This window comes from Arthrobacter sp. MMS24-T111 (genome assembly GCF_054888995.1).
In genome coordinates this window covers 1,946,870-1,970,314 of sequence record NZ_JBTZRO010000001.1, presented here as the reverse complement: position 1 = coordinate 1,970,314, position 23,445 = coordinate 1,946,870, and the positions used below count along the sequence as shown (strand labels likewise).

Genomic DNA, 23,445 nt, shown 5'->3' with positions numbered 1-23,445 from the left:
TCCGGCCCCATCACCCTGGTGCCGGGCCGACGGCGGCTGCGCGCGCCCCTGGCGCCGGGACCGCCGTCGGCCGTTATTTTCCGCCGTTCCTTGGGTACGCCGCACATAGTGGGGCTTCGGCACGGCAAACGGACGGGGTGGTTCCTTGAACGGCGATTCTTCGAAGAAAGACATTTCGGGCGGCGGCCCGTCCGGCGACGACGGCTTGACAGCAGCGGTCAGGGCAGCCGGAGCGGTGGAGCTGCTCCTGGTCCGGCACGGCGAAAGCGAAGGCAACGTGGCCGCCACGGAGGCCCGGGACGCGGGGGTTGAGGTCATCGACGTGCCGGCCCGCGATGCCGATGTGGACCTTTCCGGCACCGGGAAGGACCAGGCAAAGGCGTTGGGTGTTGCCCTGTCCCGGATCGCGGAAGGGTTCCGTCCCGACGCCGTGGTCTCCTCCCCCTATGCGCGCGCTCGTCAGACAGCCCGGATCGCCGTGGAAACGGCAGGCTGGCCGCTGCAGGTTCGGATTGATGAACGGCTGCGGGACCGCGAACTGGGCATCCTGGACCGGCTCACCCGGCTGGGCGTGGAGAACCGCTACCCGGTGGAAGCCGAACGGCGGGACTGGCTGGGCAAACTGTACTACCGGCCGCCGGGCGGGGAATCCTGGGCGGACGTGGCGCTCCGGCTGCGGTCCGTCCTGGCAGAGCTGAATGGCCTGGGTGCCGCCCACCGGGTCATGCTGGTGTGCCATGACGCCGTGATCATGCTGTTCCGGTACGTGCTGGAAGGACTCACGGAGAGGGAGTTGCTGGACCTCGCGGCCACCGAAGCCATCCTTAATGCCTCGGTAACCAGGTTTGTGCGCCCCTCCGGTGAGGGACCGTGGACCCTGGAAAGCTTCAACGTGGCCAGCCACCTGGCCGAGCAGGGCGTCGCTGTCACCGAGCATGCGGGAGACACCAGTGTGCGGCCCCGGTGACGCCGGCGCCACCCTGGTCACCCCGTCGCTCCTGCGCGAGTGGCCCCTGCCGGCACCCGGCGCAGACAAATACTCCCGTGGGTCGGTGCTGGTGATCGGCGGGGCCCGGACCACCCCTGGCGCGGCGCTGCTGGCCGGCACCGCCGCGCTGCGGGCCGGGGCAGGTAAACTCACGCTGGCAGTGGCCGGGTCCGTTGCGGTGCAGCTGGGGGTCGCGTTGCCTGAGTGTGGTTGCATCGGGCTGCCCGAAACTGCGGAAGGTTCCCTCAAGGCGGAACTGGACCCTGTTGCCGCGTATTTGGACGGGGCGGACGCGGTCTTGGTCGGACCGGGCTTGGATGACCCGGACCTTGCGGCGGAACTGTTGGTGGCGATGCTTGACCGCGAGTCGCCCGGTACGGAACGGCCCGCCGTCGTCCTCGATGCCTACGCCCTGGGCGCCCTGGTGCCGCTGGAAGACCGGCTGGACCCCTGGCGCGGCCGGCTGGTCCTGACCCCGAACCCCACCGAAGCGGGAATCCTGCTGGGGCGCGACGTGGCGGACCTTGAAAAAGACCTGGCCGAGGTCTCCGCCCGGTTCGGCGCCGTTGTCAGTTGCCAGGGCCTGATCACGCAGCCTCCAGGCTTCGACGACGGCCCGGGCCCCTGGAAGATCACCACGGGATACGGCGGCCTTGGCACCTCCGGCAGCGGGGATGTGTTGGCGGGGACCATCGCCGGCCTCCGGGCGAGGGGAACCACCGGCGCCCAGGCAGCATGCTGGGGGACGCACCTGCATGCGGCCGCCGCGGACCGGCTGGCCAGCAGGCGAGGCCCCATGGGGTTCCTGGCCCGCGAACTAGCCGAGGAAATGCCTGCGTTGATGCTGGAACTCAGCACCTGATTCCTGATGCCGGGCCACCCGGCCGGTACGTGACCGGAACACAGGGAGGCCGGACACGCGGATGGCCCCCGGCCGAAGCCGGGGGCCACCGTGTCGGGAAGTACAGGCCTCAGCTGCCGATGCGCTGTCTGGCGCTGTGGCGTGCACAGTTTGGCGATCCGCCCCATAAGGCAGTCAACAGGTTTGCCCGCCTCCCGAGCTTTTGTTGTCTGATACTGATTTTGTAGCACTCCGGGCGCGGGCCTTCAAGTGCCCGTGGGGTCAGTCCCTGGTGGGGTCCGGCCGGAGCGGCGCCGGCCCGGGATCGGGAACGGGCAACGGTCCCGGCGCCGGCGGTGCGGGGAACGGATTTGGCGACGGCGGCCCGGGCGGGCGGGGCTGGGTGGGATCCGGGGAACTGGGCTCCGGTCCGGGTTCGGGTGGAAACGGCTCAGGTTCGTGCACTGGCGGGATGGTCATGGAACTTCCCCTCTCAGGCTGGGCAGATGTGCCTTGGACTGATCAGGATACGCCGGACATGCCCCGGCAACCACCCGTCCCGGTCCCCCCGGCTCCCCCGTCAGCGAACGGCCTGCGGACTTGCAGGGACGGGTCTATATATTGAATCCATGACCTCCACCCCGCTGCAGGATTCCACCGGCACCTCCGTCCCGGCACCCCCGGTTGCCAAGAAGATTCCCACCGAACGCACCCACCACGGGGAGACCTTCGTGGACAACTACGAGTGGCTCCGGGACAAGGAATCCCCGGAGGTGGTGGCGCACCTGCGGGCCGAAAACGAGTACCAGGAAGCGGTCACCGCCGGCCAGGAGCCGCTCCGCGAGGCCATATTCCAGGAGATCAAGGGCCGCACCCAGGAAACCGACCTTTCCGTCCCGCACCGGAAGGACGGCTGGTGGTATTTCAGCCGCTCGGCAGAGGGCAAGGAATACGGCATCCACTGCCGGGTGAAGGCGCAGGACACCGGGGACAAGGTGGCCGACTGGACTCCGCCGGCCGTGGAGGCCGGCGTGGGCATCCCGGGCGAAGAAGTCCTGCTGGACGGCAACGTCGAAGCCGAGGGCAAGCCGTTCTTCTCGGTGGGCGGTACCGCCGTCACCATTGACGGCCACCTCTACGCCTACGCGGTGGACAACTCCGGCGATGAGCGCTTCACCCTCCGGATCAAGGACCTTCGCACCGGCACGCTGCTGCCGGATGTCATCGAGAACATCTTCTACGGCATCTCGTTCTCCCCCGACGGCACCCGCCTCTTCTACACGGTGGTGGATGAGACCTGGCGCCCCTACCAGGTGAAGTCCCACGTCCTGGGCACGCCCGTGGCCGACGACACCGTGGTTTACCAGGAGGACGATCCCGCCATGTGGCTGGGCTTCGAGCTTCTCCGCGGACCGGCGCTACCTGGTGCTCGGCATTGGCTGCTCGGAGTACAGCGAAACCCGGCTGCTCCGTTTCGACGACCCCGCCGCAACGGTCAGCACCGTCATTTCGCGGGACGAACGCATCCTTTACGAGGCAGAACCCTTCATGCTGGACGGCGAAGACAAGATCCTGCTCACCCACAACCGCGGCGCCATCAACTCGATGGTCTCCCTGACGGACCCGGCTGAGCTGCACAAACCGCTGGCCGAACAGACCTGGCAGACCGTCGTCGAGCATTCCGACGACGTCCGCGTCAACGGCGCGGGCGTCACCTCCACGCACCTCATCGTCTCCGTCCGCAAGGACACCATCGAGCGGGTCCAGGTGATGGGGCTGGCCGGGCTGGGCACGCCCGCGCAGCAGGCCCCGGTGGAGCCGGCCTTCGATGAGGAGCTTTACACCGCCGGGGTGGGCGGCTCGGACTACGACGCTCCGGTGATCCGGCTTGGATATACGTCCTACTTCACGCCGTCGCGGATCTACGACTTCGTCCTCCCCACCCCCGAACTGCCGTCCGGCGACCTGCTGCTGCGCAAGGAAAGCCCGGTCCTGGGCGGCTACGACGGAAGCGACTACATCGCCACCCGCGAATGGGCCACCGCCGGCGACGGCACGCGCATCCCGCTGTCCGTCCTGCGGCACAAGGGCGTCAAGCAGGATGCGACGGCGGCGGGCCTGGTCTACGGGTACGGCTCCTACGAGATGAGCATGGACCCCGGATTCGGCATCGCCCGGCTGTCCCTGCTGGACCGCGGCGTGGTGTTCGTGATCGCCCACATCCGTGGCGGCGGCGAACTGGGGCGGCACTGGTACGAGGACGGCAAGAAGCTCACCAAGAAGAACACGTTCACCGATTTCATCGACGCCACGGACTGGCTGGCGGGCTCGGGCTGGGTGGACCCGGCGCGGATCGCGGCCCTGGGCGGTTCCGCGGGCGGCCTGCTGATGGGTGCCGTGGCCAACATGGCACCGGAGAAATATGCGGCGATCGTGGCGCAGGTGCCGTTCGTGGATCCGCTCACCAGCATCCTGGATCCGGACCTGCCACTGTCCGCCCTGGAGTGGGAGGAATGGGGCAACCCCATCACCGACCCTGCGGCCTACGCGTACATGAAGTCCTACTCGCCGTACGAGAATGTGCGGGCGGTCGCTTACCCCAAGATCGCGGCCGTGACGTCCTTCAACGACACCCGGGTCCTGTACGTCGAGCCCGCCAAATGGGTGCAGGGCTGCCGGAACAAGACCACCGGTTCCGAGCCCATCGTCATGAAGATCGAGATGGACGGCGGCCACGGCGGGGCCTCCGGGCGCTATGTGCAGTGGCGTGAGCGTGCGTGGGACTACGCCTTCATCGCCGACGCCCTGGGCGCCACCGAGCTGCTGCCCGGCGCCGGGCTGAAGCGGTAGCGGCTGCTCGGCACCGCCCTGTTCCCGGAAATGCTCATCATGCTTACCATTGTGGGGCACTTGTTTTCCGATCCGGGCTACCAAAAGGGGCAGGCATGTCATTAAGCAAGGGAACGCACGTGGAGTGGAACACCTCACAAGGCAAGACCCACGGCAAGATCGTGGAAAAGAAGACCAGCGATTTCGAACTCGACGGCAACACGCACCGCGCCAGCGAGGATGAGCCGCAGTATGTGGTGGAATCGGCCAAGACCGGCGCCCGCGCGGCGCACAAGGCATCCGCCCTGACCGAAAAGAAGTAGGCCCGTGGCTGCCCGCCACGAGGTTGTCATTATCGGTGGCGGCAACGCCGGCATCTCGCTGGCGGCCAGGTTGCAGCGCTACGGCGTCCAGGATGTGGCGGTGGTCGAACCCAAGGACCACCACCTCTACCAGCCGCTGTTCTCGCACATCGCAGGCGGCCGGGCGCAGGCCCGGGAAGCCGTCCGGACCCAGGAGTCGGTGACCCCGGCGGGCGTAACCTGGATCCGGGATGCGGCGGTGGACGTGGACGCCAACGCGAACACGGTCACCCTGGCGTCCGGAGCCTCCGTTGGCTACGGGCAGCTGGTGGTGTGCCCTGGGCTGCAGTATGACTGGGACGCCGTTCCAGGCCTTGCCGACGCCGTGTACTCGCCACACGGCGCCTCCCATTACGAGTTCGACCTTGCCCCCAAGGCCTGGACCCTGCTCAGCGGCCTGGCCTCCGGCACCGCCGTGTTCACCATGCCCGCCGGGCCCGTCAAATGCGCCGGAGCCAGCCAGAAGCCCATGTACCTTGCCTGCGACTATTGGCGGGAGCAGGGCGTCCTGGACAAGATCCGGGTGGTGATGGTGCAGCCGTACCCCACCGTCTTCGGGGTACCTGAGGTGGACCGGGAGCTGGACCGGAAGATCGCCGAGTACGGGATCGAGCTGTGGACCAACAGCGAACTGGTCGCGGTCAACCCCGGCGAGCGCAGGGCAACCATCCGCAACCACGCCGCCAACACCACCGAAGAGCTTACCTACGACGTCCTCAATGCCGTCCCGCCCCAGTCCGCCCCGGACTGGCTCAAGGCCACGGACCTGCCGGCCGCCGGTGGCTCCGGCGGCTTTGTGGAGGTGGACCGCCAGACGCTGCGGCACCTGCGGTATGAAAATGTGTGGTCCTTGGGCGACGCTGCGGGGACCACCAACTCAAAGTCCGGCGGCGCCTTGCGAAAGCAGGCCACGGTCCTGGCGAAGAACCTGGTGGCCGCCCGCAAGGGAAAGCCCCTGCGCACACAGTATGACGGGTACTCGGTGTGCCCGTTCACGGTATCGCGGGACACCGTGGTGTTCGCCGAATTCGACGACCAGTACCGGGTCAAGCCCAGCATCCCGCACGTTCCCACCTGGAATGAAAGCAGGCTGTCCTGGGTGGTGGACCGGGACCTCTTCCCAAAGATCTACTGGAACCTGATCCTCAAGGGCCGGGCGTAGGGTTCCTTTCCCCGCTCCATTCGTCGGCCAGGACGGCGTAGACCAGTTCGGTGGCCCACTGGCCTTTGTAGAACCACTTGTCCACATGCCGTGCCTCCAGCCGCATCCCCAGCCGATGGCAGAGCGCGGCGGAGGCGGTGTTGAGCTCATCCAGCCGGGCCTCAATCCGGCGCAGGCCGAGCTCCCCGAAGCCGAGGTCCAGGACCGCCGCTGCCGCCTCGGTGGCGTACCCTTTGCCGCGCGCCTGCGGTGCCGTGGACCAGCCGATCTCCGCCTGCCCGCGGCCCGGGAGCCACTTCAGTACCACTTCGCCCAGAAGTCCCGGCTCGTACTTGGCCTCGATGGCCAGCGACAACCAGTCGCCCTCCTTTTCGTACACGAAGTTGGCGTACTTGCCCACGTACTCCATGGACTTGGTGTAGCTTTTGGCCGGTCCCGGCAGGAACCGGGCAGTCTCCGCGAGTGAATGGTAGGCGTGGAAGGCGTCCAGGTCGCGGCCTTCGAAGCGCCGCAGGACCAGCCGGTCGGTGCGGATGGGCAGCAGGATCTCCGGCATTCCGGTTACCTGTTTGAGCCGACGACGGCGGCCGTCGCCTCGGCGATCGCACGTTCTTCATCCGTGGGAACCACCAGGACGGGGATGGCTGAGGACGGGGCGGATACCAGGCGCGGCTCCTTTGACCGTTTGGCGTTCAGGCCGGCGTCGAGCTCGATGCCCAGGGCACCCAGCCGGTCGGCGACGAGCGCCCGGAACTGGGAGGAATTCTCGCCAATCCCGGCAGTGAATACCAGCGCCTTGGCACCGCCGACGGCCACGTGGTACCCACCGATGTACTTGGCCAGCCGGTAGGACGCCACCGCCAGCGCCATCGCGGCTTTGGCGTTCCCGGATTCGGCGGCCTCCACCACGGTGCGCATGTCATTGTTGCCGGCCAGGCCCTTCAGCCCGGATTCCCGGTTCAGCATGGAGTCGATGTCTTCCGGCGTCCACCCGGCGCGGCCCAGGAACACCAGGATGGAGGGGTCAAGGTCGCCCGAGCGGGTGCCCATCACCAGGCCTTCGAGCGGGGTGAAGCCCATGGAGGTGTCCACGGAGTGTCCGCCCCGGATGGCGGTGACCGAGGCGCCGTTGCCCAGGTGGGCTATGACGCCGTCGAACTCCTCCGTGGGGAGGTCCAGCAGAGCAGCGGACCGGCGCGCAACGTACTCGTGCGAGGTGCCGTGGAAGCCGTACCGGCGGATCCCGTGGTTGGTGTAGAGCTCATCGGGGACGGCGTAGCGCCAGGCGTGCTCGGGCAGGGTCCGGTGGAAGGCGGTGTCGAACACGGCCACCTGCGGCATGACCGGCCATTTCCTGGTGATGGCGCGGATGCCCAGGACGTTGGCGGGGTTGTGCAGCGGCGCCAGCGGGTTGAGGCGTTCGATGGCGCGGGTGATCTCGTTGTCGATCAGCACGGGTTCGGCGAACCGCTCGCCGCCGTGCACCACCCGGTGGCCCACCGCGCCCAGTTCCAGGCCGCCAAGTTCCTGGTGGATGGCGGCGTCCACCTGCTCCAGGGCCTCCGCGTGGTCCCGCGGGCCCTCGATCTCGCCGTCCCCTCCGCCACCGTTGCCCATCCCGATCTTCTCGATCAGCCCCTCGGTGAGGACCGTCCCGGCGGCGACGTCGCGGACCTGGTACTTCAGCGACGACGAGCCGGAGTTGATGACGAGCACGAGCATGCGGGGCCTCCTCAGCCTGGCGTCAGCAGTTCAAACCCCACTATAGGTGGCGCCGCTAACGGTCGGTCAGCAGCAGCGTGTTCCCGTCCGGGTCCTGGGCCGTGAAGAAGAGGCAGACGTCCGGCGAGCCCGTAATGGACCCCACCGGGACGCCTTGCTCCGCCAGCTCTGCGCGCTTGGCGTCCAGGTCATCGACTGTGAAGTTGCACGTCGCCCAGGACAGCCCCGGGGAAACCTGGATGCCGCTCTCCGGGCCCATCAGCGTTACGGATGCGGTTCCGCTGCCGGCAAGGAGCGCCGAGAATCGGTTCGCGTCCGCGACGGTGAGTCCCAGCATGCGGCTGTACCAGTGGGCCGCCACTTGAGGGTCGCGGACGGGGATGAAGGCGGTGGTAATGGCTGTACCGGGCATGCCAGTGATGGTAGCTGATGAGTGCACTCTTTCCTTGCGCATGCACCCCGGGTGTGCCTATGGTCGGCGGACAAGGCTGGACCACGGCGAGAGGACATTTCCATGACGAGCGAGCCCACTTCGATCGACGAAAACGACCCCACCAACACGGGATCCAGCAGCACCGCCCCGCTCAATGCGGGCTCCGGCTCCGGGAAGAAAGACCCCACCGTGGTGGAGGGGGCCAACCCCGCCCTGGACGATACGGGCAACCTCAAGGCCGCCGAAACCGGCGAGGCCCCGCAGGCACCGGAGCACCCGGAGGACCTTGACCTGACCCCGCAGGGCCTCTCCGACGAGCCTGCCAAGGAGGAAGATCCGGAGAGCATAGCCAAGCCGGACAACAGCTAGGCTCCCCCATTCCAAAGGACGACGACGGCACTTGCGAAAGTGCCGTCGTCGTCCTTTATCCGTAAAAGACTAGGCGCAGGCGCCCTGTCCCTGCCCCGCCAGGTACTCGAAGAGCCGGCGGAGGCCGAAGGTCCATTCCGGCAGTTCCTCGCATGGACCGACTGTGTTGACCAGGGCGCCCAGGTGGCGGCTGCGGATGGTGACCACATCGCCGTGCTTGTGGGTGAAGCCCTGTCCCGGCTCGTCCCGGTCCTGGGTGGGCGCAAAAAGGGTCCCCGTGAACAGCGCGAAGCCGTCCGGATACTGGTGGTGCTTGCCGTGGGTGGCGGCCACGAGTTCCTCGAAGGGCCTGCTGATGCGGGCAACGCTGTTCCGGCCCTCCAGCAGGTACCCGTCCGGACCGTCCACGCGCAGCAGGATCTCCTCATCGCGCAGCGTCTCCAGCGTGAAGGTCCCGTCGAACAACCTGATGAACGGCCCCAGCGCGCTGGATGCGTTGTTGTCCTTGGCCTTGCCCAGCAGCAGGGCGCTCCTGCCTTCCACGTCCCGCAGATTGACGTCGTTGCCCAGCGTGGCACCCACCACCCGCCCGCCGGCGGTGGCAATGAGCACCAGCTCCGGTTCCGGGTTGTTCCAGGACGAGAAGGCCGGGATGCCGATTCCATCGCCGAGGCCGACCGATGACAGGACGGGCGCCTTGGTGAAGACCTCGGGGTCCGGACCGATCCCCACCTCCAGGTACTGCGACCACAGCCCTTCGGCGACCAGGACCCGCTTGGCTTCAGCGGCTTCCGCCGAGCCGGGCCGGAGGTCTGCCAGGCTTCCGCCCAGCGCACGGCCCACCAACTCCCGCACCTCCGCAGCCCGCCCGGCGTCGCCCGCGCAGCGTTCCTCGATAACGCGCTCGATCATGCTGTCCACGAACGTCACGCCGCAGGCCTTGATGACCTGGAGGTCGATGGGCGCCAGCAGCCGGGTGCGGGTGTGGTCACCCTGCAGGGAGGCGTTGACGACGTCGGGCACCGCCCACCGCGGTTCGGCGAGGGTGGGATCCAGCAGGGCAGCGCGGACGGCAGCGGCGGGGTCCGGCAGTTCCATCAGCGCGGCAACGGTGGGGGCCAGGCGGTTCAGGTCGAAGACGGTGTTCCCGCTGACGGCCACGGGGCGCGGACCCGCCGTTTCCCCATCCCAGACCCGGCCTATGAGCAGCGCCGCGTCGGCGTCCTCGGGAAGGACGGAACGTGCTGCCCCGGACAGCGGGCTCACTGCTGCTCCTCCTTCCCGGCTCCGCCGACGCAGGTGCGTCCGGCCGGATGCTGCCATACGCCGTCGACCCTTTGCGGGACCCGCCAGGGGTTGCTGTCCTGCAGGGGTTCGGGCAGCCGGGACGCAGGGAACGACTGGTAAGCCACCGGGCGGAGGAAGCGGCGGATGGCGGCCGTGCCCACGGACGTGGTGTTTGAGGTGGTGGCCGGGTACGGGCCGCCGTGGTGCTGGGCGTAGCTGACCGTGACGCCCGTGGGCCACCCGTTCCACAGGACGCGCCCGCTGATGTCTGCAAGCCGGGCAGCGAGTTCGGACACGTCGTCGTCCTCCTGGGCCTGGAGGGTGGTGGTCAGCTGCCCTTCCAGCAGGTCCGCCAGCCCGGGCAGTTCGGCCTGGTCCCGGTACTCCACCACCAGGCTGGCGGGGCCGAACATCTCCTGCCGGAGCAGGTGCGGGTCCTTCCGGACTTCCTCCGCAGTGGTGTGCAGGACCGTGGGGGCCGGTTCCTCCGCAAAGTCGCCTGGCACCAGGACATCCACGCCGGCACTGTCCCGGAGGGTGGCCACGGCGTCCGCGTAACCGGCGTGCAGGCGGTCGCTCAGGAGCCGGGACGGAGCGAAACCGGCCAGGGCCTCCCCCAGCTGGGCGCGGATCCCCGCTGCATCCCCCGCGGGGACGAACAGCAGCCCCGGCTTGGTGCAGAACTGTCCCATGCCCAGGGTGAAGGAACCGGCGTACCCCGTGAGGATCTCCGCGCGCCGGGCCGCCCATGCGTTGGGTGCCACGAAGACGGCGTTGATGCCACCCAGTTCGCCGAAGAACGGGATGGGCTCGGGACGGGCGGCAATCCTGTAGAGCAGGGCACGGCCGCCCGCGGTGGAGCCGGTGAAGCCGATGGCCTTGACCAGGGGGTGGTCCACCAGCCCTTCGCCCGCCTGCCGGCCGGTCACCAGGGAGAACAGGCCCGACGGCGCCCCGGCGGTATCCAGGGCTTCGGCCACTACGCGGGCGGTGCGGGCGGCGAGTTCGCGGTGTGCGTCGTGTGCCTTGTGCACCACGGAGCAACCGGCGGCCAGGGCCGAGGCACTGTCCCCTCCCATCACGCTGAACGCGAAAGGGAAGTTGGATGCGCCGAAGACGCCCACGACGCCGAGGGGCACGTTGTACCGCCGGAGGTCCGGCCGCGGACCCATGCCCCAGGCCGGGTCCTCGTGGTCGATGGTGGCGTCAAAGTGCTCGCCCTGGCGGATTTCCGCCGCGAAAAGCCGCAGCTGGAAGACGGTCCGCTTCAGTTCCCCCTCCAGCCGGGCGGTACCAAGGTGGGTTTCCCGGACGGCCGTTTCCACCAGTCCGCCGGCGTCCTGCTCCAGGCCGGCGGCAATCGCTTCGAGCCAGCCGGCACGGGTAGCCGGATCCACGCGGCGGCCCTGGTCAAAGGCAGCTGCTGCGGCTTCCACTGCCGCGGCCAGGGCACCAGGCGTGGTGGGCCCGGCGCTATGGTCCGCGGCGAGGCCGACGGCGGCACTTGCTCCGGCGGTCACCGGCCGGCTCCGGCAGGGGCCGGGGCTGCGCCGGTCACGGCGGCGCGGTTGCCCACTTCCTGCCACCCGGCACCGTTGGGGAATTCCCAGCGGGCGCGGGAGGCGCTGAACATCTCGGCGCCCGTGCCCGGGAGTTCGGGCGCGGCGTAGCGGCCGTTGATGATCCGGACGGGTTCGGCGAAGTGCTCGTGCAGGTGGTCCACGAATTCGATCATGCGGTTTTCCTGGCTCCGGCCCACCACTGCGTAGTCGAAGAAGGAGAAGTGCTGGACCAGTTCGCACAAGCCCACGCCGCCGGCGTGCGGGCAGACGGGCACCCCGAATTTGGCGGCCAGCAGCAGGATGGCGATGTTCTCGTTGACGCCGGCCACCCTGGTGGAGTCGAGCTGAAGCACGTCGATGGCACCGGCCTGGAGCAGCTGCTTGAACACGATGCGGCTTGCCACGGCTTCACCGGTGGCCACCCGGACCGGCGCCACTCCCCTGCGGATTTCTGCGTGGCCCAGGATGTCGTCCGTGCTGGTGGGTTCCTCGATCCAGTACGGGTTGAATTCCGCGAGCTGGTTGACCCATTCAACCGCCTCGGACACCTCCCACCGCTGGTTGGCGTCAATGGCGATGGGCAACGCGCCCACGGCGTCGCGGGCCAGGGCCATCCGCCGGCGGTCGTCGTCGATGTCCCCGCCCACTTTGAGCTTGATCATGGAGAAGCCGTCGGCTGCGGCCTCCTTGCTCAGCCGGACCAGCTTCTCGTCGCTGTATCCCAGCCAGCCCGGGGAGGTGGTGTAGGCGGGGAAGCCGCCGGCCTTGAGTTCGGCGATGCGCTGGTCCCTGCCTTCCTGGCCGGCGCGGAGGATCTCGAGGGCTTCTTCGGGGCTGAGGGCGTCGCGGATGTGGGTGAAGTCCACCACGCTGACCAGTTCTTCGGGTGTCATTTCGGCGAGGAGGAGCCAGAGCGGCTTGTTTTCCCGGCGGGCACGGATGTCCCACAGAGCGCTGACCAGGGCGCCGCAGGCCATCTGGGTGACGCCCTTCTCGGGTCCGAGCCAGCGCAGCTGGGAGTCATGGACCAGGAGCCTGGAGGCCGAGCCGAGGTCGCCGATGAGCTCATCGATGTCGCGGCCCACCAGCAGGCGGGTGTAGGCGTCAATCGCGGACGTCAGGATGTCATTGCCGCGGCCGCAGCTGAAGACGAAGCCGTGGCCCTCATCGCCCGCATCGGTGCGGATGACCACGTAGGCAGCGGAGTAATCGGGGTCTACGTTGACCGCGTCTGAACCGTCAAGCTCAAGGGACGTGGGGAAGCGGACGTCCTGGGTGTTGATGGACGTGATGGAAGGCATGGATCTCAACTTTCGGAGAACTGGAGAAGGGAAAGATTCGATTCCTATACGAATTTCTAGAATCATATAGGAAGCGTGATTCAGGTCAACCCCCTGCAGTGGCGCGCCGGACCGAAAACGCAAAAACCCCGGACCTTGCGGACCGGGGCTGTTCGCCAAATTCCTAGGATGTGATGATGCGCCTGCGCGGCGGGCCGCCGTCCTCCAGCGGCGGCAGCTCACCCTCGAATGCTTGGGCGAAGCGGTCAAAAGAGTTGCGGATGTGGGTGGTCATGGCCGCCTCAGCCCGCTCCGGATCGCAGGCCTCAATGGCTTCCCGCACAGCCGTATGCTCAGCCACGGTGATGGCGCCGTCCACGTCCGCCGGGTACAGCCGGAAGGTGTGCAGGTGGCAGTGGGTCTGCGCAAAAGCATGCCGGACCACGGGGTTGCCGGAGGCGGCAAGGATTGTGTCATGGAAGCGGGTGTCATGGGCCACCAGGTCCTGCCGCAGGTCGCTGGTCCGCTTCATGATGGCCCGGAATCCGCTCAACTCCCTTTCCAGCGAGCCGGCCGGATTGGCAAGGCGGTCCACGGCCGCGGCCCGGGCTGCCCACGGCTCCACAAGGAGCCTGAATTCAAAGAGCGAGCGCAGCTCCGGCAGGTCAAGCAACGGGGTGGTGCTGTAGCCGCGGCCGGGGTTGTAGACCACAAGGTTGTCGCCCTCAAGACGCTGCAGCACCTCACGGACGGGCGTCTGGGACACACCCAGGCCGCGGGCTACGGCATCGATGTTGATCCGGGTGCCGGGCGCAATCTCCCCTTCCAGGATGGAGGCACGCATCGCCGAATAGACATCGGGCACGGCCGCCTTGCCGCGGGAAGTTTCGGACGATTGACGTGGGGGCACGCGGTTACCTCTTGCACTGGGTTGCTGGTACTGGATGGCGGGAAGTCGCTTGGGGGAATCATAAGCCACGGGGCACCGCAGTCTTCATCGAAGCATTTTTCGGCAGGAGACTTGATCCGGGTCACACTTTCTATATGATTAACCCGATTCCTATATGATTTTGGCGCAGATATCTTCCGCGTCTCCCCCTCCCGCCGTGCGCACCGCACCCGAAGCCATGTATATGTCGAAGGAGACCGCATGACTACGCTCGGAAGTAAAACCTCCATCACCACCTCATCCCGGCAACCCCGCCTCATGACCCGCAAACGCTGGGTGATCATCTGGCTTGCCTTCATTGGCCTGAGCATCAACTACCTTGACCGCTCCAGCCTCAGCGTCGCCCTGCCCTTCATGGGCAAGGATTTTGAACTCAGTGCCACCCAACAAGGCTTGATCTTTGCTGCGTTCTTCTGGGCCTACGACTTCTTCCAGCTCGCCGCCGGCTGGTACGTGGACAAGGTGGGACCGCGCCGCTCATTTTTCCTGGCCGCCCTCTGGTGGTCCGTCTTCACCATGGTCACGGCAGCCGCTTCCAGCTTCTGGTCGCTTTTTGCGGCCCGCTTCCTCCTGGGCGTCGGCGAAAGCCCGGCCCCCAGCACCGCGGCCAAGGTGGTGGCCACCTGGTTCCCGGTCCGCGAACGCGCCTTCGCCACCAGCATCTGGGACTCCGGTTCGCGGGTGGGAGCAGTGATCGCGCTGCCGATCGTCACCCTGATTGTCGCGTTCACGTCCTGGCACGCGGTGTTCATCATCATCGGCATCCTTGGAATCATCTGGGCAGCCGTGTGGTGGAAGTACTACCGCAACCCGGAGGAGCACACCGGCGCCAATGCCGCCGAAGTCAGCTACATCCAGGAGGGCGGCGCCCGCGGGGCGGCAAGCGACGACGAAAACGCGGCCAAGCTCCCCTGGCGTTCGCTCTTCAAGTACCGGACCATCCTCAGCATGATGTTCGGCTTCTTCTGCCTGAACAGTGCCATCTATTTCTTCATCACGTTCTTCCCCAGCTACCTGGTCAAGGAACGCGGCTTCGACCTCCTCAAGCTCGGCTTCTTCGGCGCGATCCCCGGCATCTGCGCCGTCCTGTTCGGCTGGCTCGGCGGCTACCTGGCGGACCGTGCCGTGCGGGCAGGATCCCCCGTCAGCAAGGTCCGCAAGACGGCAATCGCCGGCGGCCTGGCCGGCGGCTCCGTCATCATGTTTGCCGCATTGGTTCCGGAGGCCTGGATGGCCCTGGCCCTGCTGTCCATTGCCTACTCCAGCCTCACGGTCGCCGCCACCGGCATCTGGTCGCTGCCGGCTGATGTCGCACCGAGTTCACGCCACGTCGGTTCCATTGGCGGGCTGCAGAACTTCGCTTCCAACCTGGCCGGCATCTTCACGCCCATCCTGATCGGCGTCTTGGTGGACCAGACCGGATCCTTCGTGGCGCCGCTGGCCGTGATCGGCGCAATTTCCCTCATCGGGGCCGCCAACTACCTGTTCGTCATCGGCAAGATCCAGCCGCTGCCGGTCAAGGCAGCCGCCTAGGATTTCCCCGCCCCAAGCAAAAGGACGACGCCGGCACTGGCGAATGTGCCGGCGTCGTCCGTTGTGGGTGGCGCCTTAGGACGCCGGCGTCCCTGCAGGGACCTGCGCCCGTTCCTGCCCGGCATCGCGGGCCTGCGCCTGGATGGCGGTGATGGCCACGGTGTTGACGATGTCCTCCACCGTGCAGCCGCGGGAGAGGTCGTTGACCGGCTTCCGCAGCCCCTGCAGGACCGGGCCCACGGCGACGGCGCCGGAGCTTTGCTGGACTGCTTTGTACGTGTTGTTGCCGGTGTTCAGGTCCGGGAAGATGAACACCGTCGCCTGGCCGGCCACGGAGGACCCTGGCATCTTGGACGCGGCAATGGAGGCGTCAACGGCGGCGTCGTACTGGATGGGCCCCTCCACGGCGAGGTCGGGCCGGCGGGCGCGCACCAGTTCGGTGGCCTGCCGTACCTCGTCCACCGCCTCACCGGACCCCGAGCCGCCGGTCGAGTACGAGAGCATGGCCACCCGCGGCTCCACCCCGAACTGGGCGGCGGTCTCGGCCGAGGCCAAGGCAATGTCCGCCAGCTGCTCGACGTTCGGATCCGGGTTCACGGCACAGTCCCCGTACACCAGCACCCGGTCCGGCATGAGCATCAGGAACACCGAGGACACGATCTTCACGCCCTCGCGGGTCTTCACGAACTCCAGCGCGGGCCGGATGGTGTGCGCGGTGGTGTGCGCGGCGCCTGACACCATGCCGTCCACCACCCCCAGCTGGACCATCATGGTGCCGAAGTAGCTGACGTCCTGCATGATCTCCAGGGCCTTGGCCAGGTCCACGCCCTTGTGGGCCCTCAGCTCGGCATACTTCTCGGCGAATTTCTGCCGCAGCTCCGAGGTGGCGGGATCGACGACGGTGATTCCCGACAGGTCGATGCCGTTGGCTGCGGCCAGCTCGCGGACGTCCGATTCGGGCCCCAGGAGGGTGAGGTCGCAGACGTCCCGCCGGTGGAGGATCTCGGCTGCGCGAAGGATCCGGACATCGGTGCCCTCGGGCAGGACCACATGGCGGCGCTGGGCCCGGGCGCGTTCGATCAGGTCGTGCAGGAACCGCAACGGGGTCATCCGTTCGGCCCGCGGAAGGTGCAGCCGCTCCACCAGTTCGGCTTCATCCACCCGGCGGGACCAGAGCCCCAGCGCCGACGCCACCTTGCGGCGGTGCCCGGACCAAATCTCGCTGCGGACCTCGGAGACCCGGCGCGCCGTCTGGTAGGTGTCCTCGTCCGCCGCGAACACTGGAAAGGGCGCCTGCGCCAGGAGCGGGTAGATGTTGGCATCCGGTGCCAGGCCGCCGGTGAGGATCAGCGCGGAGGCCACGGGAAACTCAGGCGAGAAGGAGGATGCCAGGCAGGCCACCATCACATCCGCACGGTCCCCGGGCACGATCACCAGGGCCCCCTCGTCGAGGACATTCAGGAAGTTGCCCACGTTCATGGCGGCAACCTTGATGTCCTTGACGTCGCGCTCCATGTCCGGGGTTCCCGCGATCTGCCGGACACGCAGGGCCGCTGCCACCTCCCCTGTGGTGGGCCGGGCGATCTCTTCGAGTTCGGGCAGGATGTACACGGGCCGACCGGAGGCCCCCGGCTTCAACGCCGCCGCAATGGCATCCAGGTCCGCGGCGTCCGCCCTGTTGACCATGATGGCCAGCAGCGAGCAGCGTTCGGCGGCAAGCTCCTTGCGGGCAACTTCAACGGCGGCGGCAGTCTCGGCGACGGTCCGCCCCTTGGCGCCCACCACGGCCACCACGGGCGTGGCCAGGTTGTTGGCCAGCCGGGCGTTCAGGTCAAACTCGACGGCGGAGTCCTGGCCCACCAGGTCCGTCCCCTCCACGATCACCACATCACAGTGCCGGGCGATGTCGGCGTAGATTTCCACGCACAGGGCGTCGATCTCCGCGCGGTTGCCTGCCGCAAGGAGTTCGCGGACCTCCGCATAGGTCAGGCCGCCGCGGCACAGGTCGTCATCCAGGGCAAACCGTGCCTTCATCAACGCCACCATGGGGTCGTCCGCTGCGGAGGGGCCGTGGACCACGGGCTTGAAGAAGCCGATCCTGTCCGCGTGCCGGTGCAGGGTGTCCGCCAGGCCCAAGGCCACCAGGGACTTGCCCGACCCAGGGGTGGTTGCGCTGACGTAGATGCCTTTGGCCATGGTCCGCCCTTTGCTGTGCTTGCTCGTGCCGGTCCTCCCATCCTTGCACTTCAGGCGGCCCGGGGGCACATGTGCGGGCCGCCCACCCTTGACACCGGACCCCCTCATGGGATTACCTAATGAACATTCGGTAAATAAAGCTGGAGGCAATGACGCATGGCTGAAGCAACACTTTCCGGGGCCACCCACCCCCTCCTGGAAAACGACTACGCCTCCGAATGGATGGGCATCGAGGTCCTCGCGCTCAGCGACGGCCACGCCACCATCCGGATGACCCTCCGGCAGGAAATGCTCAACGGCTTCGGCATGGCCCACGGCGGAATGATCTTCGCCTTCGGCGACACCGCCTTCGCCCTCGCGTGCAACCCCATCCAGCCTGCACCGGGCGAGGAAAACACCATCACCGTGGCGTCCGGCGTCGACATCAATTTCCTCAAACCGGCATTCCGCGGCCAGGTGCTCACCGCCGTCGCGGACCGCCGCTCCAGCGCGGGGCGCAGCGGCCTGTACGACATCCAGATCTTTGCCGCCGACGCCGCCGCGGCCTCCAAAACCCACCCCAGCTCCCCGGGCGAGCTCATCGCCGAGTTCCGTGGACGCAGCCGCACCATCCCCAAGAAGTAGGAAAACCATGACCCTGCATGCCCCCGAAACCCCCGCCGCTGCCGGCATCGACCCTGGCCTGGACCGCGAAGAGACCATCTCCCGCGACGAACTCGAAGCCCTCCAGCTCAGCCGCCTGCAGCACACGGTGGCCTACGCCTACGACCGGGTGCCGCTGTACAAGCGCAAGTTCGACGACGCCGGCATCCACCCCAGCGACCTGCGCGAGCTTGAAGACCTGGGCAACTTTCCCTTCACTACCAAGGACGACCTCCGCGCCGAGTACCCCTTCGGCATGTTCGCCGTACCGCAAAGCCAAGTAGCCCGGATCCACGCCAGCTCGGGCACCACGGGCCGGCCCACCGTCGTCGGCTACACCAAGCAGGACCTGGCCGATTGGGCCAAACTGGTGGCCCGCAGCTTCCGCGCCTCCGGCATCCGCCCCGGCATGAAGGTCCACAACGCCTACGGCTACGGCCTGTTCACCGGCGGCCTGGGAGCCCACGCCGGCGCCGAAGCCCTGGGCTGCACCGTCATCCCCATGTCCGGCGGCCAGACCGAACGCCAGATCCAGCTGATCCAGGATTTCAAGCCGGACGCCATCCTGGCCACCCCCACCTACCTGCTGACCATCGCCGACGCGATGGCGCACATGGGCATCGACCCCGCCTCCACCTCGCTGAAGTTTGCGGTCCTGGGCGCCGAACCGTGGACCCAGGAGATGCGGCACGAGCTCGAAGTGATGATGGACATCAAGGCCTGCGACATCTACGGCCTGTCCGAGGTCATGGGCCCGGGCGTCGCCGGCGAAGCCGTGGAAACCCAGGACGGCAGCCACATCTGGGAGGACCACTTCCGCCCCGAGATCATCGACGCCTTCAACCCGGTGGCCGGCAAGGAGAACGTCCTGCGCGACGGCGAACACGGCGAGCTGGTGTTCACCTCGCTCACCAAGGAAGCGCTGCCGATCATCCGGTACCGCACCAAGGACCTCACCCGCCTGCTCCCGGGAACTGCCCGCCCCGCGCACCGCCGGATGGGCCGCATCACCGGCCGCAGCGACGACATGATCATCCTGCGCGGGGTGAACCTCTTCCCGTCCCAGATCGAAGAAATCGCCCTCCGCATCCCCGAACTCAGCCCGCACTTCCAGCTCGAGCTCACCCGGCCCGAGGGCCAGCGGATGGACCAGCTGACCGTCCGGATCGAGCGCCGGGACGCCGTCACCAATGAGCAGGGCACGACGGCGGCCCGCACCTTGAAGGAGCAGATCAAGATCCACGTGGGTTCTTCGTGCACCGTGGACGTGGTGGAACCGGGTTCGCTGGAGCGGTCCAACGGCAAGCTGCGCCGCATTTACGACCTCCGCCCGAAGGCTTAATCGTTTCGGTGGTGCTGCGCCGTCCCCGGACTTACCGACCGTTCGTGAGAAACTAGCCACTATGCCCAGCGCCAGCAGAACTGCCAGCACCACCGACACCCCAGCCGCCAACGGCACAGCCGCCGGCGGCACCAAGCGGGGCCGCCCCGGCTATGACCAGCAGTCCGTGCTGCGCATCGCCGTTGACGTCTTCAACCGGCACGGCTATGACGCAACCTCGATGGGCATCCTGGCCGAGAACCTGGGCATTTCCAAGTCCGCTATCTACCACCATGTGCCGTCCAAGGGCGACCTGCTCAAGCTCGCCCTGGACCATGCACTGGGCGGACTTGAAGCCATCCTGGAGCAGCCTGAGGCCACTTCCGGGGCGGCCGACGCCCGGCTCGAGTTCGTGCTGCGGCAAACGGTGGCCGTGCTCGTGGAGCGCCTGCCGTTCGTCACCCTGTTGCTGCGCCTGCGCGGCAACACCGAGATCGAACGGGACGCCATGGAACGGCGGCGGACCTTCGACCACAAGGTGGCCGGCCTGATTTCGGCTGCCCGCGATGAGGGATCGCTGCGCGCAGACATTGATCCCCGTACCGTCTCGCGCCTGCTGTTTGGCATGATCAACTCCATCGTGGAGTGGTACAAGCCGGGCGGCTCGCTTTCCCGGAAAAGCTCGCCGACGACGTCATCACCGTCGCGTTCGACGGCCTGCACAGCAAAGGATAGGAGGCTGGTCCAGCACGCATCACCGCTGATAATAAGCGTGCTTGGTATTTTCCCGGCTCCCCCGCTACGGTGGTAGGAAGCCACCACCCGCTGGAAGGAAATTAAGATGAGCCATCCCAAGGAAGAGCCCGAGGCAGGGTACATCGTTCCGGATCCCTCAAAGCTCCGCGAAGACATCGCCGGTGATTCGGGCGACGAGGCCAACGCCATCCGGTTCAGCGAAGAACAGGCCCTGATCGAGGAACAATCGCACGGTATCCGCCCGGACACCTACAGCGTCCCGCCGGGAGGCCCCACCATGGAAGAGGCCCGCGGCAACATGGACCTCTCCGACCGCAGCGAAGAAGGCCACGGTACCGGCCGCGAGGATGACAGCAGCGACGACGGCCTGCACGGCGGCGCCGAGAACTGACCACCAGGTTCCAAAGCGTCCACCACAGGCAGCAGGGGTGCCCCGATCCGACCGGGGCACCCCTGCTGCCTGTGTTTCAGCGGCTGTTTCTGGGCGCCTAGACCTGGTATTCCGGATTGGCCGCGAGGTTCTGGTGGACGCAGAGGATGTTGTGCTCGGTGTCCATGAACCACGCGCATTTTTCGGATTCCGTGGTGCAGATGTGGTTTTCCGTCCTCAGGGTGGGAAGGTCATAGTCCTGGAACATCACACCCCTGGCCTCCATGTCACGCACGGTCCCCTCAATGTCGGCTACCTCGAAGCTCAGCGCTGTGTGCTCGGAGTGCTTGCCATCGGAGACGGGCATCAACTGCAGCATGGGGCCGCCGTCGGTGCCGAGTAATTCGCTTCCATCGTCTGTCATTCCGCGGTGCGGGAGTCCGAGCTTTTCGGTGTAGAAGCTGCGGGCGCGGGCTGCGTTGTCGACTGGCAGGATGGTTGTGGCTGTGCTCATTCTAAGGTTCATGCGGCCACCTCCTACGGGCAGAATCTTACGCCCGGGCTGCCGGAAAAGCCCCTCCCCCACAACGCCCGCTCACCTTCGACCCCCAAAACCCCAACGCCCGCTCACTTTCGACCCTCAAACCCCAAACGCCCGCTCACTTTCCCGAAAGAAGTGAGCGGGTGTCCCGGCGGAAGCCGCAACAAGTGAGCGGGCGTTGCGGGTTACTTTTCGACGAGGGTGAGGACGTCGTAGGTGGCCACGATGTCGTCGTTCTGGTTTGTCAGGACGGCGTCCCAGGCCACCTCGCCGAACTCATCCGTTTCGCGCGGGGTGATCTTCTTGGCCGTGAGGGTGACCCGGATGGAGTCCCCGGCAGCCACGGGGGTGAGGAAACGGGCGTTCTCCAGGCCGTAGTTGGCCAGCACAGGGCCCGGAGCCGGCTCAACGAAAAGTCCCGCGGCCCAGCTCAGCAGCAGGTAGCCGTGGGCCACGATGCCCGGGAAGAACGGGTTGGCTTCCGCCGCTTCCCGGTTGGTGTGGGCATAGAAGGTGTCGCCAGTGGAGTTGGCAAACGCGGTGATGTCCTCCAGCGTGACCTGCCGCAGGTCAGAGCGGACGGCATCGCCGATTCGAAGCGTGGCAAGGGATTTCCGGAACGGGTGCGCGCCTTCGGTTTCCACAGTGAAGTTGCGGTCCGCCCCGGTATGCCAGACGCCGGTGACGGCGGTGAGCATGTTGGGTGAGCCCTGAATGGCGGTGCGCTGCATGTGGTGCAGCACCGACCGGATACCACCGAGTTCCTCGCCGCCTCCTGCGCGCCCCGGGCCTCCGTGGACCAGGTGCGGCACCGGTGATCCATGGCCGGTGGACGAACGGGCGTCCTCCCGGTTCAGCATCAGGACGCGGCCGTGGTGCGCGGCGATTCCGGTGACCAACTCCCGTGCCACCGCGGGGTCGTTGGTGCAGACCGAGGCCACCAGGGAGCCTCCGCCGCGGGCGGCGAGGCGGACGGCGTCGGCCAAGTCGCGGTAGCCGATCACGGACGATACCGGCCCGAACGCTTCGAGTGAGTGGATCGCGTCCGCTTCGGGGTTTTCCCAGTTCAGGACGACGGGGGCCATGAAGGCGCCGCCGGCCACTACCCCGGTGGTTCCGTCGGCCGAGGTGACCGACGGCGAATCGAGGGTTCCGTACGCAAGCTCACCGCCGGCGTCGAGCATGGACTGGACGGCCGCCCGGACGTCCTTCAACTGTTCCACGGACGCCAGTGCGCCCATGGTGACGCCCTCGCCGCGGGGGTCGCCCAGGACGACGCGTTCCGAAATGCGCTTGCCGATCGCGGCGGTGACGGCGGGAACCAGCTCCTGCGGCACGATGGCGCGGCGGACGGCGGTGCACTTCTGGCCGGCTTTGACGGTCATTTCGGTGACTACGGACTTGACGAACGCATCGAATTCCGGGGTGCCCTCCACCGCGTCCGGGCCAAGGATGGCAGCGTTCAGGGAGTCCGTCTCGGAGGTGAACCTTACCCCGCCCTCCACCACGTTCGGGTGCGCCTTGAGCGACTTTGCGGTGGAAGCCGAGCCGGTGAAGGCGACGAGGTCGCGGTAGTCCAGGACGTCCAGCAGTCCGCGGACGGATCCGGAAATGAGCTGCAGCGAGCCAACCGGGAGGATGTTGGACTCAACGATGGCTTTGACCACGGCCGCGGCAACGTAACCGGTGGGGGTGGCAGGCTTGACGATGGTGGGGACGCCGGCCAGGAAGGCGGGGGCAAACTTCTCCAGCATGCCCCAGACCGGGAAGTTGAAGGCGTTGATCTGGACGGCAACGCCGGGAATGCGGGTGTAGATGTGCTCGCCGGCGAAGGAGCCGTCCTTGGAGAGCACCTCCATTGGCCCGTCCACAACTACCTGCGCGTTGGGCAGTTCGCGCCGGCCTTTGGAACCGAAGGTGAACAGGACGCCGATGCCGCCGTCGATGTCCACCATGGAGTCGATCTTGGTGGCGCCGGTCTGGAACGAGAAGCCGTAGAAGTGTTCGCGGCGGGCGTTCAGGTACTGCGCCAGTTCCTTGAGCTTGAGGGCGCGCTGGTGGAAGGTCAGCTTGCCCAGTTCCGCCTGGCCGGTGGTGCGGCCATATTCGACGACGGCGGCCAGGTCCAGGCCCTCCGTGCTGACCTTGGCCAGGATCTCCCCTGTGCTCGCATCCCGGACAGGGACCGCGGAAGCTGACGAGCCGGCGTCGGGCGTCCACCAGGCATCCTTGACGAAGCTGGGCACTGTCTCCACGGTGTCGACCGTGGCCTGGGGAGCTGTGGCTGTGGTGGTCATCGTTG

Annotated in this window: 19 protein-coding genes and 2 pseudogenes; 11 read left to right on the top strand and 10 right to left on the bottom strand. The window is 67.3% G+C overall.

Annotated elements, in window-relative coordinates:
- The first annotated feature begins 145 nt into the window (after nucleotides 1–145).
- The 5 genes and pseudogenes from ACX5I6_RS09185 (at nucleotide 146) to ACX5I6_RS09165 (ending at nucleotide 6,182) form a co-directional block, all read left to right on the top strand.
- On the top strand, nucleotides 146–967 hold the full coding sequence (locus tag ACX5I6_RS09185) for a histidine phosphatase family protein (RefSeq protein WP_461840260.1): 822 nt from the start codon (nucleotides 146–148) through the stop codon (nucleotides 965–967).
- A complete protein-coding gene (locus ACX5I6_RS09180; RefSeq protein WP_461840259.1) occupies nucleotides 936–1,850 on the top strand; it encodes an NAD(P)H-hydrate dehydratase in 915 nt (304 codons plus the stop codon). The genes ACX5I6_RS09185 and ACX5I6_RS09180 overlap by 32 nt, the downstream gene beginning before the upstream one ends.
- A gap of 608 nt (nucleotides 1,851–2,458) precedes the next feature.
- Nucleotides 2,459–4,679, top strand: a pseudogene (locus tag ACX5I6_RS09175) (S9 family peptidase).
- 95 nt (nucleotides 4,680–4,774) lie between these two features.
- Entirely contained in the window at nucleotides 4,775–4,981 is a 207-nt protein-coding gene (locus ACX5I6_RS09170) for a hypervirulence associated TUDOR domain-containing protein (protein ID WP_026264575.1), read from the top strand.
- A gap of 4 nt (nucleotides 4,982–4,985) precedes the next feature.
- Nucleotides 4,986–6,182 carry an NAD(P)/FAD-dependent oxidoreductase gene (locus tag ACX5I6_RS09165; RefSeq protein ID WP_461840258.1) on the top strand — a complete coding sequence of 399 codons (1,197 nt, stop codon included), beginning with the start codon at nucleotides 4,986–4,988 and terminating at the stop codon, nucleotides 6,180–6,182.
- Here the strand turns inward: ACX5I6_RS09165 and ACX5I6_RS09160 are convergent.
- Genes ACX5I6_RS09160 through ACX5I6_RS09150 form a run of 3 tightly spaced genes read right to left on the bottom strand, consistent with a single transcriptional unit; the run spans nucleotide 6,166 to nucleotide 8,316 of the window.
- On the bottom strand, nucleotides 6,166–6,738 hold the full coding sequence (locus ACX5I6_RS09160; protein WP_461840257.1) for a GNAT family N-acetyltransferase: 573 nt from the start codon (nucleotides 6,736–6,738) through the stop codon (nucleotides 6,166–6,168). The genes ACX5I6_RS09165 and ACX5I6_RS09160 overlap by 17 nt on opposite strands.
- 5 nt (nucleotides 6,739–6,743) lie before the next feature.
- Nucleotides 6,744–7,904 carry an acetate kinase gene (locus tag ACX5I6_RS09155; protein ID WP_461840256.1) on the bottom strand — a complete coding sequence of 387 codons (1,161 nt, stop codon included), beginning with the start codon at nucleotides 7,902–7,904 and terminating at the stop codon, nucleotides 6,744–6,746.
- Nucleotides 7,905–7,959: 55 nt separating this feature from the next.
- Nucleotides 7,960–8,316 carry a VOC family protein gene (locus ACX5I6_RS09150; protein WP_461840255.1) on the bottom strand — a complete coding sequence of 119 codons (357 nt, stop codon included), beginning with the start codon at nucleotides 8,314–8,316 and terminating at the stop codon, nucleotides 7,960–7,962.
- Nucleotides 8,317–8,418: 102 nt separating this feature from the next.
- Here ACX5I6_RS09150 and ACX5I6_RS09145 point away from each other — a divergent pair, with 102 nt between their 5' ends.
- Nucleotides 8,419–8,706: a hypothetical protein gene (locus ACX5I6_RS09145; RefSeq protein ID WP_018761722.1), complete on the top strand. Its 288-nt coding sequence runs from the start codon at nucleotides 8,419–8,421 to the stop codon at nucleotides 8,704–8,706.
- A gap of 69 nt (nucleotides 8,707–8,775) precedes the next feature.
- On the opposite strand, the gene ACX5I6_RS09140 is transcribed toward ACX5I6_RS09145, so the two are convergent.
- The 4 genes from ACX5I6_RS09140 to ACX5I6_RS09125 form a co-directional block, all read right to left on the bottom strand.
- Complete coding sequence (locus ACX5I6_RS09140) at nucleotides 8,776–9,972, bottom strand: fumarylacetoacetate hydrolase family protein (RefSeq protein WP_461840254.1); 1,197 nt, start codon at nucleotides 9,970–9,972, stop codon at nucleotides 8,776–8,778.
- Nucleotides 9,969–11,513 (bottom strand): aldehyde dehydrogenase (NADP(+)), encoded by a 1,545-nt coding sequence (locus tag ACX5I6_RS09135; protein WP_461840253.1) that lies wholly within the window; start codon nucleotides 11,511–11,513, stop codon nucleotides 9,969–9,971. The genes ACX5I6_RS09140 and ACX5I6_RS09135 overlap by 4 nt, the downstream gene beginning before the upstream one ends.
- Nucleotides 11,510–12,856 carry an enolase C-terminal domain-like protein gene (locus ACX5I6_RS09130; protein ID WP_461840252.1) on the bottom strand — a complete coding sequence of 449 codons (1,347 nt, stop codon included), beginning with the start codon at nucleotides 12,854–12,856 and terminating at the stop codon, nucleotides 11,510–11,512. The genes ACX5I6_RS09135 and ACX5I6_RS09130 overlap by 4 nt, the downstream gene beginning before the upstream one ends.
- Before the next feature lie 163 nt (nucleotides 12,857–13,019).
- Nucleotides 13,020–13,745, bottom strand: coding sequence for a GntR family transcriptional regulator (locus ACX5I6_RS09125; protein ID WP_461840251.1), 726 nt, complete (start codon nucleotides 13,743–13,745; stop codon nucleotides 13,020–13,022).
- Between the two features lie 240 nt (nucleotides 13,746–13,985).
- On the opposite strand from ACX5I6_RS09125, the gene ACX5I6_RS09120 reads away from it, so the two are divergent.
- Complete coding sequence (locus ACX5I6_RS09120) at nucleotides 13,986–15,317, top strand: MFS transporter (RefSeq protein WP_461840250.1); 1,332 nt, start codon at nucleotides 13,986–13,988, stop codon at nucleotides 15,315–15,317.
- 75 nt (nucleotides 15,318–15,392) lie between these two features.
- On the opposite strand, the gene pta is transcribed toward ACX5I6_RS09120, so the two are convergent.
- The gene (pta, locus tag ACX5I6_RS09115; protein ID WP_461840249.1) at nucleotides 15,393–17,513 is read right to left on the bottom strand and encodes a phosphate acetyltransferase; all 2,121 of its coding nucleotides are present in this window, start codon (nucleotides 17,511–17,513) and stop codon (nucleotides 15,393–15,395) included.
- A 156-nt stretch (nucleotides 17,514–17,669) separates the two neighbouring features.
- Here pta and ACX5I6_RS09110 point away from each other — a divergent pair, with 156 nt between their 5' ends.
- The 4 genes and pseudogenes from ACX5I6_RS09110 to ACX5I6_RS09095 all read left to right on the top strand — a co-directional run bounded on the left by ACX5I6_RS09110 (nucleotide 17,670) and on the right by ACX5I6_RS09095 (nucleotide 20,623).
- Complete coding sequence (locus ACX5I6_RS09110; RefSeq protein WP_461840248.1) at nucleotides 17,670–18,137, top strand: hotdog fold thioesterase; 468 nt, start codon at nucleotides 17,670–17,672, stop codon at nucleotides 18,135–18,137.
- A gap of 7 nt (nucleotides 18,138–18,144) precedes the next feature.
- Nucleotides 18,145–19,497: a phenylacetate--CoA ligase PaaK gene (gene paaK, locus ACX5I6_RS09105; protein WP_461840247.1), complete on the top strand. Its 1,353-nt coding sequence runs from the start codon at nucleotides 18,145–18,147 to the stop codon at nucleotides 19,495–19,497.
- A gap of 61 nt (nucleotides 19,498–19,558) precedes the next feature.
- Nucleotides 19,559–20,211: pseudogene (locus ACX5I6_RS09100) on the top strand (TetR/AcrR family transcriptional regulator).
- Nucleotides 20,212–20,317: 106 nt separating this feature from the next.
- Entirely contained in the window at nucleotides 20,318–20,623 is a 306-nt protein-coding gene (locus ACX5I6_RS09095) for a hypothetical protein (RefSeq protein WP_461840246.1), read from the top strand.
- A gap of 97 nt (nucleotides 20,624–20,720) precedes the next feature.
- Here ACX5I6_RS09095 and ACX5I6_RS09090 read toward each other — a convergent pair whose 3' ends face one another.
- Together ACX5I6_RS09090 and paaZ are read right to left on the bottom strand one after the other, a co-directional pair.
- Complete coding sequence (locus tag ACX5I6_RS09090) at nucleotides 20,721–21,116, bottom strand: VOC family protein (protein WP_285247064.1); 396 nt, start codon at nucleotides 21,114–21,116, stop codon at nucleotides 20,721–20,723.
- Between the two features lie 212 nt (nucleotides 21,117–21,328).
- A complete protein-coding gene (gene paaZ, locus ACX5I6_RS09085) occupies nucleotides 21,329–23,440 on the bottom strand; it encodes a phenylacetic acid degradation bifunctional protein PaaZ (protein WP_461840245.1) in 2,112 nt (703 codons plus the stop codon).
- Nucleotides 23,441–23,445 lie beyond the last annotated feature (5 nt).